Here is a 16,811-nt window from a genome sequence, read left to right as displayed (position 1 = left end):
CGAGCCTACGGGCAGTCGTCAGCGGGCAGACGCGAGCCCGGACGCGAGGGCTCCGAGCACTTCGCTGGTGCCGGCGTCGATCTTGATCGTCGCACGGTTGTCGGCGCGTGTGACGCCGCGGTTCACGATGATGACCGGGAGGCGGCGCCGTCGCGCTCGCTCCACCAGGCGGATGCCGGAGTTGACGACGAGGGAGGAACCCGCGATGAGCAGCGCCTGGCTCGTCTTCAGCAGCTGCTCGGCCTCGCGGAACTTCTCGGTGGGGATGAACTCGCCGAAGAACACCACATCGGGCTTGAGGAGCCCGCCGCATACCGAGCAGTTCGGCACGATGAATCCGTCGGTCGACGACGGCAGCACGTCGCCGTCGGGCCCGAGCGGAATGTCCTCGGGCACCGCGACCCACGGGTTGTCGATCTCGATGCGCTCCGAGATGTCGCGTCGGTCGAAGACCTGGCCGCAGTGGGTGCAGAAGACGCGACGCATCGTGCCGTGCAGTTCGACCACGCGCCCGCTGCCCGCGCGCACGTGCAGCCCGTCGACGTTCTGGGTGATGACCCCCGCGGCGAAGTCTTCGGATTCGAGCCGCGCGATCGCCTCGTGTCCCGCGTTCGGCTGGGCGCTCGAAAACGCCTGCCAGCCGAGGTGTCCGCCGAGCCAGTAGCGGCGGCGGGCGGACTCGTCGGCCAGGAATTGCTGCGCCGTCATGGGCGAGCGCACGGGGGCGCCATTGCCGCGATAGTCCGGAATCCCGGAGTCCGTCGAGACGCCGGCGCCCGTGAGCACGGCGATGCGGCGGCCGCTCAGCGTCGCGACCGCGCGGTCCACCAGCGCGGTCGTCGCGGAATCCAACTCCGAGACAGACGTCATCGTGCCTCCTCGCCGCAAGTGTAGGCGCCGCGGTTTTCCGGGATGTTACGCGGGCGGCCTCGGACGAACGACCGCCCGTCATCCGGCGCGGTGCGAGGATGGATGTCGTGAGCACAAGCACCTCGGATGTGAACCCCGTCGTCCCCTACGCATCGCCGGCCGCGGCCGATGGTCCGGAACACGTCGAGGTGCCCGTCGCCTATGACGCCCTCCTGCTCGCGAGCTTCGGCGGTCCCGAAGGTCAGGATGATGTGATCCCGTTCCTGCGCAATGTGACGCGCGGGCGGGGCATCCCCGACGAGCGTCTGGAAGAGGTCGCGCACCACTACCGCCACTTCGGCGGGATCAGCCCGATCAACGCCCAGAACCGCGAGCTCAAGGTGCAGATCGAGGCCGAGCTCGCCCGGCGCGGCATCGACCTGCCCGTCTACTGGGGCAACCGCAACTGGGCGCCCTACCTCGACGAGGCCGTCCTCGCCGCGGAGGCCGCGGGCAACCGCACTCTGCTCGCCCTCGCCACGAGCGCCTACAGCTCGTTCTCGAGCTGTAGGCAGTACCGCGAGGACTTCGCCCGCGTGCTCGACGAGACCGGTCTCGGCGGAACGGTCACGATCGACAAGATCCGCCAGTTCTTCGACCACCCCGGCTTCGTCGCCCCGTTCGTCGCCGGCGTGCGCGACGCGGTTGCGGGCTTCGTCGCCGACGGCATCGCGCCAGCAGACATCCGTGTCCTGTTCTCCACGCACAGCGTCCCGATGGACGACGCCCGCCGGTCCGGTCCGCGTGATCGCGAGTGGGGCGATGGTGGTGCCTACGAGGCGCAGCATCTCGCCGTCGCCGCGTACGTCATGTCGCAGATCGCCGAGGACGTCCCGGACGCCGCCGATGTTCCGTGGCAGCTGGTCTATCAGTCCCGCTCCGGACCGCCGTCGCAGCCGTGGCTCGAACCCGATGTGTGCGACGTGATCGAGGGCCTGCCCGCCGAGGGCGCTCGAGCCGTCGCGATCGTTCCCCTCGGCTTCGTGAGCGACCACATGGAGGTGCTCTGGGACCTCGACACGGAGGCCATGGATGCGGCCGCGGAGGCGGGACTCGTCGCCGTACGGACCCCGACCCCCGGAATCGATCCCGCATACGTCGCAGGGCTCGTCGATCTGATCGAGGAACGCCTGAAGGGCACCCCCGCCGCGGATCGCCCGCACGTCACGAAACTCGGACCGTGGTTCGACGTGTGTCGCCCGGGCTGCTGCGAGAACGTGCGTGCGGGTTTCAAGCCCGCGGCATCCGGAATCGCGCCGTGACTCAGCCTCGCTCGTCCCGCATACCCGACGCGTGCCCCGACCATCGCGAGCGTGTCCTGACCCGTCCCTAGGATTGAGTCCATGCGCATCCATATCGCCACAGATCACGCCGGCCTGGAGTTCTCCACCCGCCTGCAGCACCACCTGAGCGACCAGGGCCACGAGGTCGTGGACCACGGGCCGCTCGAATACGACGCGCTCGACGACTACCCGGCGTTCTGCATCCGTGCGGCGCAGGCCGTCGTGCGTGACCAGGCGTCCGGCGTGGAGACGCTCGGCATCGTGTTCGGTGGCTCCGGAAACGGTGAGCAGATCGCGGCGAACAAGGTGCAGGGCATCCGGGCCGCGCTGGTCTGGAACGTCGCGACCGCGGAATTGGCCCGCGAGCACAACGACGCCAACGTCATCGCGATCGGTGCGCGTCAGCACACCTTCGACGAGGCCGCGAAGTTCATCGACATCTTCATCGCCACCCCCTTCACGTTCGAAGAGCGGCACGTGCGACGCATCGGCCAGATCGCGGCCTACGAGGCGGATGGATCGCTGCTGCCCGACCCGCGCGCGACCCCGCCCGAGGACGGGCGCGCGGTGGGCCACGGAGGCGAGGACGTCGACGCGTTCGATCCCGAGGCGGGCTGATGCCCGAGGGGCATTCGGTCCATCGCATCGCACGCCAATTCGAGCGGAACTTCGTCGGTCAGCGCGTTTCGGCGTCGAGTCCGCAGGGCCGTTTCGTCGAGGGAGCCGCGGTGCTGGATGGGCGGACCGCGACGGATGTGCGGGCGGTCGGCAAGCAGATGTTCCTCGACTTCGAGGACGATGTGTGGTTGCGGGTGCACCTCGGCATGTACGGAGCGTGGGACTTCGCGGGAGAGATCGTCGTCGACCCGACGATCGCCGCGGCGAACGGTCGCATGGGACAGACGAATCAGCGGGGAACCGACCTCGACGCGCCGCTGCTGGACGTCCCCGTTTACGATGCCGCCGGTGAGAACTCGCTGACCTCGATCGGAGCGCCGCGTCGTGCCCGCGTGCACGTTCGCATGTCGGAGCAGACCACCGGCCTCGCGGATGACGGATCGGAATGGCCACCGCCGGTCGTCGGGCAGGTGCGCCTGCGCCTTCTCACCGAGACCACCTGCGCGGATCTGCGTGGCCCGACGGCATGTGCGTTGCAGACGCCCGACGAGGTTGCGGCGACGATCGCGAAGCTCGGCCCCGATCCTCTCGTGGACGATCTGGCGGAGGGCGAGGAACGTTTCGTCACCGCGGTCCGCCGGAAGCCCACGCCGATCGGACTGCTGCTGATGGACCAGTCGATCGTCAGCGGAATCGGCAACGTGTACCGAGCCGAGTTGCTCTTTCGCGCTCGTCTGAACCCGCACACCCCCGGCCGCGACGTGCCCGAAGAGATCGTGCGGGGGCTCTGGCGTGACTGGGCGCACCTGCTCGCGATCGGCGTCGAGACCGGCCAGATGATGACGATGGACGACCTCGACCCCGAGAGCTACCGCCGCGCGATGGCCCATCGCGACGACAGGCACTGGGTATACCACCGCGCGGGTCTGCCGTGTCGGATCTGCGGCACCGAGATCGTGGTCGAAGAGGTCGGGGGCCGCAAGCTCTACTGGTGCCCGAAAGACCAGCGCTGAAGCCATCCGTACCGCTTGATCGTAGGCTGGGCGGGTGCGCCAGAATCCTTCCTTCGCGATGACGGATATCGGCGAGCTGCGCCGACTGATCGACCGTAATCCCTGGGTGACGCTCGTCAGCGATACGCCGGACGGGCTGGTCGCGTCGCACTACGCCGTGATGCCCGATCCGGCACGTGACGACCTGACGATCGTGGGCCACGTCGGCAAGCCCGATGACCTGATCCACGGCCTGGGGGAGCGCGAGCTGCTCGTCGTGGTGCAGGGACCGCACGGGTATATCTCGCCCTCCTGGTATGGCAGCGTTTCCTCGGGACCTGTCGCGAGCGTCCCGACCTGGAACTTCGTCTCGGCGCACCTGAGCGGTGTTCCCGAGCTGCTCGACACCGACGAGAACCTGCGGGTGCTCGACGCGCTCGTGGAACGCTTCGAATCGCGGATGCCCGAGCCTCGCGGCATGTGGCAGGCTCCGAACGACGCGGTCTTCATCGAACGACTCGAGCGCGGCACGGTCGGGTTCCGTCTGACGCCGACGCGCGTCGTGGCGAAGCGCAAGCTCAGCCAGAACCGCCCGGGCGACGTCGTCGACACGATCATCGCCGAGCTGTCGGCGGACGGCGCACACCCGAACCCCCCGCTCGCGGCCGAGATGCGGCGCGCGCGGGACGCCCAGATCGCGGCGGCCGCCGCTGTGAACGGCGCGAACGGCGGATCCCAGCCGTGAACGTCGGCGAGACGGTCGGGATCATCGCCAACGTGCGCATCGTCGGCGCCGCGATGCCGCTCCCGGTGGGTGACGAGCCCCACGACGTCGTCCTCGAGGGTGGACGCATCGTCGACATCGCCCCGGCCGGAGCGCTCCGGCATCCGGCGTCTGCGGCCGTGCTCGACGCGGACGGCGGATGGCTCATGCCCGGGCTCTGGGATCACCACGTGCATCTCACCCAGTGGGCGCTCCGGGCCGCGCGAGAGCCGCTCGACCACGCGCGGTCGGCGACCGAGGCGGCGCGGATCATGTCGTCGGCACCGGTGCATCCCGATGGGCGCCGGGTGGGCACGGGGTATCGCGACGCGCTCTGGGCCGACGAACCCGCACGCCTGTTGCTCGACTCCGTTACCGGCGACGTGCCGACCTATCTGATCAACGCCGACGTGCATTCGGTGTGGCTCAACACCGCGGCACTGCGCCGCGAGGGTCACGACCCGTTCGGCTCGGGCGTGCTGCGCGAGTTGCCGGCTTTCGAGATCTCGCGGCGTCTCAACGCGATCGACGCGGATCGCGGCGATGTTCTCGTCGCCGCGGCCGCGCGGGGTGCCGCAGAGCGCGGCATCGTCGGGCTCGTCGACCTCGACATGGCGTGGAACGAGGATGCCTGGGCGCGCCGTCTCGCGGCCGGGTTCGACACGCTGAGGGTGCGCTTCGGCATCTACCCGGCCGATCTGCCACGCGCCCTGGCCGAGGGGCTCCGCACCGGCGATGTCGTCCGGGGCGCTGCATCCGATCTGGTGCGTGTCGGTCCGTTCAAGGTCATCACGGACGGATCGCTGGGTACGCGCACGGCGGCTTGCTCGCATCCGTACCCGGGGACGCACGGCGACCACGGCGTGATGACCGTCCCGCCCGAGGAGTTGCTCGCGTTGATGACGAGCGCAACGGCCGGGGGCCTGGAGTCTGCGGTGCACGCGATCGGCGACGTCGCCAACTCGCACGCGCTGGACTCCTTCGCCCGGACGGGTGCGGTCGGCACGATCGAGCACGCCCAGCTGGTGGCGCACGCCGACCTGCACCGTTTCGCGCGACTCGGCGTCGCCGCGAGCGTGCAGCCCGCGCACGCCGTGGATGACCGCGATATCGCCGACCACGAGTGGTCCGCACAGACGGCGCTGGCGTACCCGCTGCGCGCGCTGGCCGATGCGGGCGCCGAACTGCGATTCGGATCGGATGCTCCGGTCTCGCCGCTCGACCCCTGGACCGCGATCGCGGCCGCCGTCTACCGCACGAACGATGACCGGCCCGCATGGCACCCCGAGCAGGCGGTCGCCTTCGATCTCGCGCGCGCCGCGTCGACCGAGCGCGGGTCCGGCGCGGATGCCGTGGGCATCGAACCCGGGGTCGTCGCCGACCTCGCCTTGTGCGAGTCCGACCCGCGCGCCGCGGACGCCGTCGGGCTGCGCGGGATGCGCGTCGCCGCGACGCTGATCGAGGGCCGGCTCACGCACCGGGCCTGAGGCATCCGCTCGCCGTCTCGCGTTCGCAACCTCATCGAACGGTCGCGACTCGCCGTGCCACCTCGCGCGTGCACGGCGAGTCGCGACCGTTCGGTGGGGTAGCTGACGACGTTCGTCGGGGTAGGTAGCCCAGGCACGAAGAAGGGCCCCCGGTTTCCCGGAGGCCCTTGCATCTGCGCCAGAGCGCGGGTTCTACTCGCTGACGTGGGCGAACAGGAACCAGCGGTCCTTCTCGAGGCCGCGCTTGATCTCGATCGCGACGTCCTGGCTCGTCAGGTCGACCTCGTCGAGGCCCTCGATCGCGGCCTGCACGTCGAGCAGGATGGCGTCCATGTCGGCGATGATCGCGGGGATCACGACATCCGAGTTGGCGAACCCGGCGGGAACGCCGGTCGCTCCGGCCTTGGTGGCGACGGATGCTACGCGCGCATCGATCGGCAGACCCAGGGCGACGATCCGCTCGGCGGCGAGGTCGGCCCAGCCGCCCGCGTTCGACACGACGGTGTCGAGGAGTTCGTGGACACCGATGAAGTTGCTGCCCCGCACGTGCCAGTGCGCCTGCTTGCCGTTGATCGTCAGGGCCTGCAGGCCGAGGACGACGGGAGAGAGGAACTGGGCGGCGGCAGCCGACACATCGGGGTCGCTGACGGTGGTGGAAACGGTCTGTGTCTTCGTCATAATGGTCCCTCCGGCCGCGATGTTCGCGGCGACTCTGGGGTAAACGCTACTCAGACTCAGACATTCCGCAAGCAAGCTGAGGCTCGGCTTAGTGGCGGAATCACGCGGCAAAATCACACGACGATGCGGGCATCCCGCGCGCGAGCGGGTAGCGTCGTCTGGTGCCCTCCGCAGACCATGAACTCGGCCCGCAGAATCTGGGCGCCCCCTCGCAGATGCTCCGACGCGAACGGCGTGATCGTTCACCCGAACACGCGGAGCCCTCGCGCTTCATCCCGCACGTGCAGGGGCTGCGCGCGATCGCGGTGCTGTTCGTGGTGCTCTATCACTTCTGGCCCGGTCGCCTGTCGGGCGGGTACGTCGGCGTCGACGTGTTCTTCGTCATCTCCGGGTTCCTGATCACGGGGCACCTCATGCGCGAGCTCGAGGCGACGGGCGGGGTGCGTCTGGCGCAGTTCTGGGCTCGCCGTGCCCGACGTCTGCTCCCTGCCGCGCTGCTCGTGCTGTTGTTCAGCGCCGTCGTGGTGGCATCGCCCTACCTGTTCCCGCTGTCGGCGCTCCCGAACGAGGTGCGCGAGATCATCGCGTCGACGTTCTACGTCGAGAACTGGTACCTCGCGTTCTCCGCCACGGACTACCTGGCTCTCTCGGGTGAGCCGACCACGGTTCAGCACTACTGGTCGCTGTCGCTCGAAGAGCAGTTCTACGTGCTGTGGCCTCTCATCATGCTGCTCGCGGCATGGATCGGCGTGAGGTTCTTCCGGGGTGGACGTCGCCGCGCGATCATCACGACGCTCGGTGTCGTGACCCTCGCGTCCTTCGTCTTCTGCGTGATCTTCACGATGACGAACCCCGCGCCGGCCTACTTCGTCACGTTCACGCGCATGTGGCAGTTCGGCGTCGGCGCGATCATCGCCCTCCTGCCGATGCTGCGGATCCGCAACGCGATCGGCAGCTTCGTCCTCGGGTGGGCCGGTATCGCCGCGCTGCTGTACGCCGCGTTCCGCTTCGACGGGCTCACGCCGTACCCCGGCTACATGGCGCTCGTGCCGACGCTCGGTGCCGCCGCCGTCATCGCCGCGTCCAACACCGCGCGCTGGTGGTACCCGACGCGCATCCTCTCGATCCGTCCCGCGCAGTTTGTCGGCGACATCTCGTACAGCCTCTATCTGTGGCACTGGCCGCTGATCGTGATCGCGCCGTCCGTGCCGTTCTGGGGACTGACGATCTACCACCGTGTCGCGTTGCTCGCGCTCTGCTTCGTGCTGGCGTGGCTGACCAAGAAGTTCGTCGAGGACCCGGCCCGTGCCTGGAAGGTCCTGACGACCCGTCCGCCGCGCGTGACCCTGTGGGCCTCGCTCGTCGCCATGATCCTGGTCGGAGCGACCGCGGCCGGCGCCTGGGCGATCAACGCGCCCGCGTACCGCGAGGGCGTCGCGGCGATCGAGCAGCTCCGGTCCGACCCGCCCGAGTGCTTCGGCGCGGCGAGTGTGCTCGATCCGGCCTGCGCCGATGTCGACTTCGGCGACCAGGTGCTGCCCGCGCCCGGTTTCGCCGCCGCAGACATGCCGTCCGATGAGCAGTGCTTCGTGCAGCTCAACGACTCGCGCGCCGTCACGTGCGAGTTCGGATCGGATGCCGCGGATGCTCCCCGCGTCGCCCTCATCGGCGACAGTCACGCGTTCCAGCTGCTGTCGACGTTCCAGCGCATCGCGGACCAGAACGGATGGCACCTCACGACGCTCTTCAAGGGCGCGTGCCCGTGGAGTACGACCCCGCTGTCGACGCCGGGCGCGTTCGGTGAAGCGTGTGCGCAGTGGCGCGAGAATGCGGTCGCGGTGCTGGCCGACGGCGACTTCGATGTCGTCTTCACATCGGGGCTCTCGACGACGCCGTACTCGTCCGCGGGCTTCGATAGCCGCCACGACGCCGCGGTGGCCGGATATCGCGAGGCCTGGAGCGGGATGCTCGACCGCGGCATCCCGGTCGTCACCGTCGTCGACAACCCGGTGTGGGAGAACGACCCGAACAAGTGCCTGCGCACGAAGGGCGTCGGCAACTGCGACGGTGCCCGCGACGAACTGCTGACCGACCAGGATCCGTTGAAGGATGCCGCAGAGGGCATGGCTGGGGTCACGCTGCTCGACTTCACCGACGTGTTCTGCGACGACACGACGTGCTTCCCGGTCGTCGGCGGGGCCAACGTGTACCGCGACGAAGATCACCTGACCGTGTCGTTCCTGGACTCGCTCGTACCGCAGTACACCGTGGCGCTGCGGGATGCGATCGCGGCAGGTGTGCCGGGGCGGTAGGACCCGCGGGCCCGCGAGCTGGGCTCGGGGGTCATAGGGTCGGATTCATGACCGTTTCACCCGAAGCATCCGTCCTGTCCGTCGCGGGGACCACCCCCGCACTCGATGAGTCCGCATTCGTCGCGGCTGGTGCGCGCATCGTCGGCGCCGTGCGCCTCGAAGCCGGCGCGAGCGTCTGGTACAACGCGATCCTGCGCGGCGACCGCGACAGCATCACGATCGGCGTGGGAAGCAACATCCAGGACAACGTCTCGGTACACGTCGACCGCGGGCATCCGGTGACGATCGGACGTGACGTCTCGGTCGGTCACAACGCCGTCGTGCACGGCTGCACGATCGGGGATGGCTCGCTCATCGGCATGGGCAGCGTCGTGCTGTCGGGCGCGGTGATCGGCGCCGGATGCCTCGTCGCGGGCGGCGCTGTCGTGCTCGAGGGCATGGAGGTCCCGGATGGCTCGCTCGTCGCGGGTGTGCCGGCCAAGGTTCGACGCGCGCTGACCGACGAGGAACGCGCTGGACTCCGGCGGAACGCCGAGGTGTACCTCGAGCTCGCCGCGGAGCACGCGGAGGCCGCTCCGGCCTGAGCAGGGCCCCGGTCGTTGAGCCGGCAGTCACGGTCGCTGAGCCTGTCGAAGCGACGCGCCGTCACGCGATGGCGCCAGTTCTCCGCATCCGCGCCACCGATCGACGTAGCGGATGTCGGGGAGGGTGGCCGACGCGTCCCGTGGACAGGTTCGACAGACGGGCACGGAGGCAGCGGCCCGGAGCAGTGGGCCGAGCAGACGCATATGGAGGGGCTGACGAGAATCGAACTCGCATCATCTGTTTGGAAGACAGAGGCTTTACCACTAAGCTACAGCCCCGAATTTCAGCGGAATGACGCCGAAAACGGTGGATTCAGTTGTCGGTCGAGCACACGCGGCGAGCCGCGGCATCCGAAAGTCTAACCGAATCTGCGGCCGCCCCCGAAACGGGCGTGCGCGGCGGTCGTGCACATCGTCGCAAGCGTGGCGCGGCTCGGTGATGCCACGCCGCGCAGCGGGCCGGCGGAGCAAGGATGTGCGTCGTTGTGCACGGCGCGACGGGCTACGGCGCCGCAATCCGGGTCGCGACGGCGCGGCGAGCGACTCGGCTAGACTCTTGGGGGTCGTTTCGTACCCGCGCTGACGCGTGGGGCCACCCGGGGCGTAGCTCAGCTTGGTAGAGCGCCCGCTTTGGGAGCGGGAGGCCGCAGGTTCAAATCCTGTCGCCCCGACGGACGATCCACACAGACCCTGACCCGCAGCGCAATCGCGCGTGCGATCAATCACGAGGAGAACAACCAGCATGGTGAATAGCACCGTCGAGCAGCTCAGCCCCACGCGCGTGAAGCTGCACATCACGGTCACGCCCGAGGAGCTGAAGCCCAGCATCTCGCACGCCTACGAGCACATCGCCGAGGACATCCAGGTGCCCGGCTTCCGCAAGGGCAAGGTGCCTGCTCCGATCATCGACCAGCGCGTCGGTCGCGGCGCGGTCATCGAGCACGCCGTGAACGAGGCGCTCGACCGCTTCTTCCGCGAGGCCGTGACCGAGAACAACGTGCGCGTCGTGGGTCGTCCCTCCGCCGACATCATCGAGTGGCCGAGCGACAAGGACTTCTCGGGAGACCTCAAGGTCGAGGTCGAGGTCGACGTCCGCCCCGAGGTCACCCTGCCCCCGCTCGAGGGCATCACGCTGACGGTCGACGCCGTCGAGGTCGACGAGTCCGCCATCGACGAGGAGCTCGACCGCCTGCGCGGCCGCTTCGGCACGCTGATCACGGTCGACCGTCCTGCCAAGACGGGTGACTTCGTCGAACTCGACATGGTCGCCACGATCGACGGCGTCGAGATCGACCGCGCCGGTGGCGTGTCGTACGAGGTCGGCTCGGGCGAACTGCTCGAGGGGATCGACGAGGCCATCGATTCGCTGACCGCGGGTGAAGAGACCACCTTCCGCTCGAAGCTCGTCGGCGGCGACCACGCCGGCGAAGAGGCCGAGGTCGTCGTGTCCGTCACCGCCGTCAAGGAGCGCGAGCTGCCCGAGGCGGACGACGACTTCGCGCAGATCGCGAGCGAGTTCGACACCATCGCCGAGCTGCGCGAGAGCCTGAGCGAGCGCGTCGGTCAGCAGTCGGCCTTCACGCAGGGCTCTGCCGCGCGCGACAAGCTGCTCGAAACGCTTCTCGACCAGCTCGACATCCCGGTCCCCGCTCAGCTCGTCGAAGACGAGGTGCACGCGCACCTCGAGGGCGAAGGCCGCCTCGAGGACGACGCGCACCGCGCCGAGGTGACCGAGGCCAGCGAGAAGCAGTTCCGCACCCAGGTCGTGCTCGACAAGCTCGCCGAGGACGCCGATGTGCAGGTCTCGCAGGACGAGCTGAGCCAGTACATCATCCAGTCGGCCGCGCAGTACGGCATGGCCCCTCAGGACTTCATGCAGGCGCTGCAGCAGGGCAACCAGCTGCCCGCGCTCGTCGGTGAGGTCGCGCGCAACAAGGCCCTCGCGGTCGCGCTCGGCAAGGTCACCGTCGTCGACACCAACGGCAAGTCCGTCGACCTGTCCGGCTTCATCGCCGTCGACGATGAGGACGACGAGCTCGAGGCCGAGGAAGAGGTCGTCGAAGAGGCCGAAGAGATCGCGGATGCCGCCGCCGAGGCGGACGTCCTGATCGAGGCAGAAGAGGCCGAGGCAGCCACGAAGCCCGCCAAGAAGGCGCCGGCCAAGAAGGCGCCCGCGAAGAAGGCCGCGGCCGACAAGGCGTAGTCGCCGAAGCGTTACGAAGAGGACGGATGCCCCGCAGCATCCGTCCTCTTCTGCTTTCTGCGCCCTTTCCGCGCTACCCGGGGTGTCGGGGTCCCTGTGGGGCGCGGAGTCTCACGCCCCACCCGCGATCCGGGGCGCCGGAGAACCGTTCGGGCACGGAGTCCCACACCCTCCCCGCGACCCGGGGCGCCGGGGAACCGTTGGGGCGCGGAGTCCCACGCCCCAACGGGATCGCGACGCCCCAACCGATCTGGTGCGGTGAGGCCGGCGGCAGGGGTGTCTGCATGGACCCCGAATCGACCCGTTCGGGCGGATGCGGGGGAGCGCTCAGCGACACCCGCTCTGCCGAGGGCGAACACGGGCGAAGGCGCCGATCCGCGCCGGTAGATTCGTCGCAGACGTACAACGAATGGGAGCAACGATGGCCGAACCATTGATGGCAACGAGTGTCTTCGACAGGCTGCTGAAGGACCGCATCATCTGGCTGGGATCCGAGGTGCGCGACGAGAACGCCAACGAGATCTGCGCCAAGATCCTGCTGCTCGCCGCGGAAGACCCGGACAAGGACATCTTCCTCTACGTGAACTCGCCCGGCGGATCGATCACGGCAGGCATGGCGATCTACGACACGATGCAGTTCGTCCCCAACGACATCGTCACGGTGGGCATCGGCATGGCGGCCTCGATGGGTCAGCTGCTGCTCACAAGCGGCACCAAGGGCAAGCGCTACATCACGCCCAACGCCCGCGTGCTGCTGCACCAGCCGCACGGCGGCTTCGGCGGAACGTCGAGCGACATCCAGACGCAGGCCCAGCTCATCGTCTCGATGAAGAACCGCCTGGCCGAGATCACGGCGGCCCAGACGGGCAAGTCCGTGGAGCAGATCAACGAAGACGGTGACCGCGACCGCTGGTTCACCGCCGAGGAAGCCCTCGAGTACGGCTTCGTCGACCACATCCGTGCGCACCTCTCCGACGTCACCGGCGGCGGCGGAACGGCCAACTGAGGCTCGAAGGCGAAAGACAAGGAAGCATGACTATGGACATCCCCACCTTCGGTTCAGCCGCGGCAGAGGGTCTCGCGCACCGCGGACTCCAGGCCCCCGGATCGCGCTACATCCTGCCCCAGTTCGAGGAGCGCACGGCCTACGGCTACAAGCGCCAGGACCCGTACAACAAGCTGTTCGAGGACCGCGTCATCTTCCTGGGCGTCCAGGTCGACGACGCCTCGGCGGATGACGTCATGGCCCAGCTCCTCGTTCTCGAGAGCCAGGACCCCGACCGCGACATCATCATGTACATCAACTCGCCCGGTGGATCGTTCACCGCGATGACGGCGATCTACGACACGATGCAGTACGTGTCGCCCCAGATCCAGACCGTCGTGCTCGGTCAGGCGGCCTCGGCCGCGGCCGTGCTGCTCGCGGCCGGCGCGCCCGGCAAGCGTCTCGCCCTGCCGAACGCCCGCATCCTGATCCACCAGCCCGCCATGGGCGAGGCCGGTCACGGGCAGGCGTCCGACATCGAGATCCAGGCGGCCGAGATCCTGCGCATGCGCACCTGGCTCGAGGACACGCTGGCCAAGCACAGCCACAAGACCCGCGAAGAGGTGAACCGCGACATCGATCGCGACAAGATCCTGAGCGGGCAAGAGGCCGTCGCATACGGTCTCGTCGACCAGGTGCTGACGAGCCGCAAGCGCGTTCCCGCGGCACTGACCAAGTAGTCCGTAACCGGCTCGCCCCGGCACCCTGTCAATACGACCGGATGTCGGGGCGAGTTGTTAGGCTCGCACTATTGTCCCGCCCGGTCGTCCGGGCACGCATGAGGAGGAGCCCGATGGCCCGCATCGGCGAAAGCGCAGACCTGTTCAAGTGCTCCTTCTGTGGCAAGAGCCAGAAGCAGGTCGTGCAGTTGATCGCCGGTCCCGGCGTCTACATCTGCGACGAGTGCGTCGAGCTCTGCAACGAGATCATCGAAGAACGGATGGCCGAGGCCGGCACCGGCGTCGTCTCGGACTTCGACCTTCCCAAGCCGCGTGAGATCTTCTCGTTCCTCGAGGAGTACGTCGTCGGGCAGCAGGATGCCAAGCGCGCCCTGTCCGTCGCCGTCTACAACCACTACAAGCGGGTCCGCGCGCACGGCACGATCCAGTCGGCCGAGCAGCGCGCCGAAGAGGTCGAGATCGCGAAGAGCAACATCCTGCTCCTCGGCCCGACCGGTTGCGGCAAGACGTACCTGGCCCAGACCCTCGCCAAGAGACTGAACGTGCCGTTCGCCGTCGCCGATGCGACCGCCCTGACCGAGGCCGGGTACGTCGGAGAAGACGTCGAGAACATCCTCCTCAAGCTCCTGCAGGCCGCGGACTTCGACACGAAGCGCGCCGAGACGGGCATCATCTACATCGACGAGGTCGACAAGATCGCCCGCAAGGCCGAGAATCCGTCGATCACACGGGATGTATCGGGTGAGGGTGTGCAGCAGGCGCTGCTGAAGATCCTCGAGGGCACGGTCGCCTCGGTCCCGCCGCAGGGTGGACGCAAGCACCCGCACCAGGAGTTCATCCAGATCGACACGACGAACGTGTTGTTCATCGTCGCGGGCGCTTTCGCGGGTCTGGAAGACATCATCTCGTCGCGCGTCGGCCGTCACGGCGTCGGCTTCGGCGCCCGCCTGCACGAGAAGGACGACGACCAGAACCTCTTCAGCGAGGTCCTGCCCGAAGACCTGCACAAGTTCGGTCTGATCCCCGAGTTCATCGGACGTCTGCCCGTCGTGGCATCCGTTTCGCAACTCGATCGCGAGGCGCTCATCGAGATCCTCACGGGACCGCGCAACGCGCTCGTGAAGCAGTACCAGCGGATGTTCGAACTCGACGGTGTCGAACTGGACTTCGAACTGGACGCGCTCGAAGCGATCGCCGAACTCGCGGTCGGCCGCAAGACGGGTGCCCGCGGGCTGCGCGCGATCCTCGAGGACGTGCTCGGTCCGATCATGTTCGACATCCCCTCGACCGAGAACGTGAGGAAGGTCATCGTCACCCGCGCCGCGGTGGACGACGGAGCGGCCCCCACGCTCGTCATGAACCGGGCGAAGAAGAGCGCCTGACCCCTTCCCGGCAGAGCGCGACGGCACTCAGTTCACCGTGATCAAGACCCCGGCCGCCTAGATACGAGCGAGCGCTCCGTCGCGCAGGTGCACGACATCGTGCATCGTGGGTGTCAACGACAGGTCGTGCGTGACGAGCAGTGTCGCCGTCGAGCGCTCGGCGGTGAGGTCCGCGATGAGCGCCATGATCTGCGCACCGCGTTCCGAATCGAGCGCGCTCGTCGGCTCGTCGACGATCAAGACCGACGGATCGTTCATCAGCGCCCGCGCGATGTTCACGCGTTGGCGTTGTCCGCCCGACAGCTGGTGCGGCCGCTTGCCGCGGTGCTCGGACATCCCGACGGCGTCCAGGAGCGACGCCGCGCGCTCGCGCCGTTCCGTGCGAGCGTGTCGTCCACGCTCGGCGCTGCGACCATGCTCGGCACGACGGCCGCCCAGCTCACCCATGACGAGCAGCTGCTCCTCGGCGGTGAGCGAGGGCAGCAGGTTCGACTGTTGGAAGACGATCCCGATCGAGGTGCGACGCAGCTCGGTCGCCTCGTCGTGCGAGAGAGCGGATGCCTCGACATCGCCGATCATCACGCGCCCGCTGTCCGGGCGGATCAGCGTCGACGCGATCGCCAGCAGGCTCGACTTGCCAGACCCCGAGGGGCCGGTGATCCCGGTGATGGTGCCTGGCTGAACGACGAGCGACACATCGTCGACGGCACGGACGCGCGAGGTTCCGTCGGGGAAGGTGAGGGTGACGTTCTGCATGCTGATCATCGGTTGCTCCCGAGTGCGGTGAGGGGGTCGGAGGTGGTGACGGTGCGGAGGGCGAACGCGGCGCCGATCACGCCCACGACGACCATGAGGATCGCAGGGGCGACGGTGGTCCACGGGCTGAGGAGGAACGGTAACGATCCCGAGACGGCGATACCTGCAGCCACGACGATCCCCGTGCCGAGCGCCGTTGTGGCGATGAGCACCACGAGGGCCTGGCCGAGCGCGTCGCGAACCAGGGCGCCCGTCGTCGCTCCGAGCGCCTTGAGGATGGCGACGTCGCCACGGCGCTGCATGGTCCATACGGTGAAGAAGGCCCCGATGACGAGCGCGGAGATACCGAAGAGCAGCGCCACGATGAGCAGCAGGGATCCGATCTCGGATCGGAACGCCGGCAACAGGGTGAGAGAACCGAGGGTGGACGTGGACACGGTGCCAGCCTCTGCGTCGAGCGCCGACCAATCGGCGTCGCCGGACACGAGCAGTGCCGTTACAGCATCCGCTCCGCCTCCGACCTTCGACTGTTGCGCCTGCCAATCCGCGAGCGTCAGCCAGACGACGGGAGTGTGGCTGTACCACTCGTCGCCACGGATCCCAGCGACGTGATACGGGGTATCGGCGATGGTCACGGTGTCACCCACGGCCGCCTGGAGTGCCGTCGCGGCCGGCGCGGACAGGGTGATCGCGCCCGCCGCGGTCGGAGCGCCCCGTTCGCCGGGGGTCGTCGCAAAGATCGCCACGGCCGTGCGGTCCGCGTCGGTCTGGGCGCGGGTTTGCGACAAGCCGAACGGGATGGCGGAGGTCACGCCCGAGGAGTCTTTCCACTCCTTCTGCTGAGCGGGGGCAACGGAGGAGTCCGCGAACGTTGGTGTGGCACCCGCGACACTCGGTCCGAGCACGATGCGATCCGCGCCGAGGTTCAAGACGCCAGAGACGTTCTGCTGCGCGAGCCCGCCGGTCAGGCCGCTGAGAAACCCCACGAGCACACTGATGAGTGCCACGACCGTGCCGATGAGGGCGAAGCGGCCACGAGCGAATCGAAGATCGCGCCAAGCGACGAACATGAGGGGTCCTTTCGTGGAATGAGTCCAGCCTCGTTGCAGCCCCGCACGG

The 16,811-nt window shown here is 68.5% G+C and carries 15 protein-coding genes and 2 tRNA genes; 12 read left to right on the top strand and 5 right to left on the bottom strand.

Translation table 11 applies throughout. From position 1 onward, the window contains the following. Positions 1-18: 18 nt before the first annotated feature. Positions 19-870 carry a Sir2 family NAD-dependent protein deacetylase gene (locus CGU35_RS08080; protein WP_100810988.1) on the bottom strand — a complete coding sequence of 284 codons (852 nt, stop codon included), beginning with the start codon at positions 868-870 and terminating at the stop codon, positions 19-21. Positions 871-968: 98 nt separating this feature from the next. On the opposite strand from CGU35_RS08080, the gene CGU35_RS08075 reads away from it, so the two are divergent. The 5 genes from CGU35_RS08075 to CGU35_RS08055 all read left to right on the top strand — a co-directional run bounded on the left by CGU35_RS08075 (position 969) and on the right by CGU35_RS08055 (position 6,052). Further along, a complete protein-coding gene (locus CGU35_RS08075; RefSeq protein ID WP_100810987.1) occupies positions 969-2,171 on the top strand; it encodes a ferrochelatase in 1,203 nt (400 codons plus the stop codon). 81 nt (positions 2,172-2,252) lie between these two features. Continuing rightward, on the top strand, positions 2,253-2,810 hold the full coding sequence (locus CGU35_RS08070; protein WP_100810986.1) for a ribose-5-phosphate isomerase: 558 nt from the start codon (positions 2,253-2,255) through the stop codon (positions 2,808-2,810). Further along, the gene (locus tag CGU35_RS08065) at positions 2,810-3,823 is read left to right on the top strand and encodes an Fpg/Nei family DNA glycosylase (protein ID WP_100810985.1); all 1,014 of its coding nucleotides are present in this window, start codon (positions 2,810-2,812) and stop codon (positions 3,821-3,823) included. Before CGU35_RS08070 ends, CGU35_RS08065 begins: the two co-directional genes overlap by 1 nt. Positions 3,824-3,857: 34 nt before the next feature. Further along, complete coding sequence (locus CGU35_RS08060) at positions 3,858-4,547, top strand: FMN-binding negative transcriptional regulator (RefSeq protein WP_181003350.1); 690 nt, start codon at positions 3,858-3,860, stop codon at positions 4,545-4,547. A gap of 53 nt (positions 4,548-4,600) precedes the next feature. Beyond that, positions 4,601-6,052, top strand: coding sequence for an amidohydrolase (locus CGU35_RS08055; protein WP_100811364.1), 1,452 nt, complete (start codon positions 4,601-4,603; stop codon positions 6,050-6,052). 192 nt (positions 6,053-6,244) lie between these two features. Here the strand turns inward: CGU35_RS08055 and CGU35_RS08050 are convergent, their stop codons facing one another. After that, positions 6,245-6,730: a Dps family protein gene (locus CGU35_RS08050; protein ID WP_100810983.1), complete on the bottom strand. Its 486-nt coding sequence runs from the start codon at positions 6,728-6,730 to the stop codon at positions 6,245-6,247. Between the two features lie 161 nt (positions 6,731-6,891). Between CGU35_RS08050 and CGU35_RS08045 the strand changes: the two genes are divergently transcribed. Then, positions 6,892-9,042: an acyltransferase family protein gene (locus tag CGU35_RS08045; RefSeq protein ID WP_100810982.1), complete on the top strand. Its 2,151-nt coding sequence runs from the start codon at positions 6,892-6,894 to the stop codon at positions 9,040-9,042. A 47-nt stretch (positions 9,043-9,089) separates the two neighbouring features. Beyond that, positions 9,090-9,626 carry a gamma carbonic anhydrase family protein gene (locus tag CGU35_RS08040; RefSeq protein ID WP_100810981.1) on the top strand — a complete coding sequence of 179 codons (537 nt, stop codon included), beginning with the start codon at positions 9,090-9,092 and terminating at the stop codon, positions 9,624-9,626. A gap of 205 nt (positions 9,627-9,831) precedes the next feature. On the opposite strand, the gene CGU35_RS08035 is transcribed toward CGU35_RS08040, so the two are convergent. After that, positions 9,832-9,905: transfer RNA gene (locus tag CGU35_RS08035), tRNA-Gly, on the bottom strand. Positions 9,906-10,223: 318 nt separating this feature from the next. On the opposite strand from CGU35_RS08035, the gene CGU35_RS08030 reads away from it, so the two are divergent. The 5 genes from CGU35_RS08030 to clpX all read left to right on the top strand — a co-directional run bounded on the left by CGU35_RS08030 (position 10,224) and on the right by clpX (position 14,936). After that, positions 10,224-10,297: transfer RNA gene (locus CGU35_RS08030), tRNA-Pro, on the top strand. A gap of 71 nt (positions 10,298-10,368) precedes the next feature. After that, positions 10,369-11,829, top strand: a complete 1,461-nt coding sequence (tig, locus tag CGU35_RS08025; RefSeq protein WP_100810980.1) for a trigger factor — start codon at positions 10,369-10,371, stop codon at positions 11,827-11,829. 421 nt (positions 11,830-12,250) lie between these two features. Next, a complete protein-coding gene (locus CGU35_RS08020) occupies positions 12,251-12,835 on the top strand; it encodes an ATP-dependent Clp protease proteolytic subunit (RefSeq protein WP_100810979.1) in 585 nt (194 codons plus the stop codon). Between the two features lie 32 nt (positions 12,836-12,867). Continuing rightward, on the top strand, positions 12,868-13,554 hold the full coding sequence (locus CGU35_RS08015; protein WP_100810978.1) for an ATP-dependent Clp protease proteolytic subunit: 687 nt from the start codon (positions 12,868-12,870) through the stop codon (positions 13,552-13,554). A gap of 113 nt (positions 13,555-13,667) precedes the next feature. Then, the gene (gene clpX / locus CGU35_RS08010) at positions 13,668-14,936 is read left to right on the top strand and encodes an ATP-dependent Clp protease ATP-binding subunit ClpX (RefSeq protein ID WP_100810977.1); all 1,269 of its coding nucleotides are present in this window, start codon (positions 13,668-13,670) and stop codon (positions 14,934-14,936) included. 57 nt (positions 14,937-14,993) lie between these two features. Here clpX and CGU35_RS08005 read toward each other — a convergent pair whose 3' ends face one another. After that, positions 14,994-15,701, bottom strand: coding sequence for an ABC transporter ATP-binding protein (locus tag CGU35_RS08005; RefSeq protein WP_100810976.1), 708 nt, complete (start codon positions 15,699-15,701; stop codon positions 14,994-14,996). After that, a complete protein-coding gene (locus CGU35_RS08000) occupies positions 15,698-16,762 on the bottom strand; it encodes an ABC transporter permease (protein ID WP_100810975.1) in 1,065 nt (354 codons plus the stop codon). Before CGU35_RS08000 ends, CGU35_RS08005 begins: the two co-directional genes overlap by 4 nt. Between the last annotated feature and the right edge of the window lie 49 nt (positions 16,763-16,811).

Origin of the sequence: Microbacterium sp. BR1 (assembly GCF_002812725.1) — a bacterium.
Taxonomy (GTDB): Bacteria; Actinomycetota; Actinomycetes; order Actinomycetales; family Microbacteriaceae; genus Microbacterium.
Note: the sequence above shows the minus strand (reverse complement) of the source record. Positions and strands in the feature narration are given on the sequence as shown.

Bases quoted from the DNA above. Each gene is read 5' to 3' on its own strand.
- CGU35_RS08005 (WP_100810976.1), bottom strand. From the start codon at position 15,701: ATGATCAGCATGCAGAACGTCACCCTCACCTTCCCCGACGGAACCTCG.
- clpX (WP_100810977.1), top strand. From the start codon at position 13,668: ATGGCCCGCATCGGCGAAAGCGCAGACCTGTTCAAGTGCTCCTTCTGT.
- CGU35_RS08020 (WP_100810979.1), top strand. From the start codon at position 12,251: ATGGCCGAACCATTGATGGCAACGAGTGTCTTCGACAGGCTGCTGAAG.
- CGU35_RS08015 (WP_100810978.1), top strand. From the start codon at position 12,868: ATGGACATCCCCACCTTCGGTTCAGCCGCGGCAGAGGGTCTCGCGCAC.
- tig (WP_100810980.1), top strand. From the start codon at position 10,369: ATGGTGAATAGCACCGTCGAGCAGCTCAGCCCCACGCGCGTGAAGCTG.
- CGU35_RS08055 (WP_100811364.1), top strand. From the start codon at position 4,601: ATGCCGCTCCCGGTGGGTGACGAGCCCCACGACGTCGTCCTCGAGGGT.
- CGU35_RS08070 (WP_100810986.1), top strand. From the start codon at position 2,253: ATGCGCATCCATATCGCCACAGATCACGCCGGCCTGGAGTTCTCCACC.
- CGU35_RS08080 (WP_100810988.1), bottom strand. From the start codon at position 870: ATGACGTCTGTCTCGGAGTTGGATTCCGCGACGACCGCGCTGGTGGAC.
- CGU35_RS08075 (WP_100810987.1), top strand. From the start codon at position 969: ATGGATGTCGTGAGCACAAGCACCTCGGATGTGAACCCCGTCGTCCCC.
- CGU35_RS08065 (WP_100810985.1), top strand. From the start codon at position 2,810: ATGCCCGAGGGGCATTCGGTCCATCGCATCGCACGCCAATTCGAGCGG.
- CGU35_RS08000 (WP_100810975.1), bottom strand. From the start codon at position 16,762: ATGTTCGTCGCTTGGCGCGATCTTCGATTCGCTCGTGGCCGCTTCGCC.
- CGU35_RS08040 (WP_100810981.1), top strand. From the start codon at position 9,090: ATGACCGTTTCACCCGAAGCATCCGTCCTGTCCGTCGCGGGGACCACC.
- CGU35_RS08050 (WP_100810983.1), bottom strand. From the start codon at position 6,730: ATGACGAAGACACAGACCGTTTCCACCACCGTCAGCGACCCCGATGTG.